The sequence below is a fragment of the Serratia proteamaculans genome (genome assembly GCF_004684015.1).
In the GTDB taxonomy this organism is placed as follows: domain Bacteria; phylum Pseudomonadota; class Gammaproteobacteria; order Enterobacterales; family Enterobacteriaceae; genus Serratia; species Serratia proteamaculans_F.
This window is the reverse complement of the sequence record NZ_SRIA01000029.1, coordinates 1-446: the sequence shown is the minus strand read 5'-3', so window position 1 is coordinate 446 and position 446 is coordinate 1. Positions and strand designations below refer to the sequence as shown.

1 protein-coding gene is annotated in these 446 nt (G+C 51.3%); it reads right to left on the bottom strand.

Going from position 1 to position 446, the window contains the following annotated elements; translation table 11 throughout:
• Positions 1–446: EF-Tu/IF-2/RF-3 family GTPase (locus E5C26_RS24550; protein WP_240776147.1), on the bottom strand; the 446-nt coding region annotated here is incomplete at both ends.

Sequence of the window (446 nt, the reverse complement as noted above, 5' to 3'; positions counted from 1 at the left end):
ATGTCTTCACGCTTGATACCACGCAGCAGAACACCAACGTTCTCACCAGCACGGCCTTCGTCCAGCAGTTTGCGGAACATTTCAACGCCGGTACAGGTAGACTTAACGGTGTCTTTGATACCCACGATTTCAACTTCTTCGCCAACTTTAACGATACCGCGCTCAACACGACCGGTAACAACGGTACCACGACCGGAGATGGAGAATACGTCTTCGATTGGCAGCAGGAACGGCTTGTCGATAGCACGCTCTGGTTCTGGGATGTAAGAATCCAGGAAGCCAGCCAGCTCGATGATTTTAGCTTCCCACTCAGCTTCGCCTTCCAGTGCTTTCAGCGCTGAACCACGAACAACCGGCAGGTCATCACCAGGGAAGTCATAAGCAGACAGAAGTTCACGAACTTCCATTTCTACCAGTTCCAGCAGCTCTTCATCATCAACCATGTC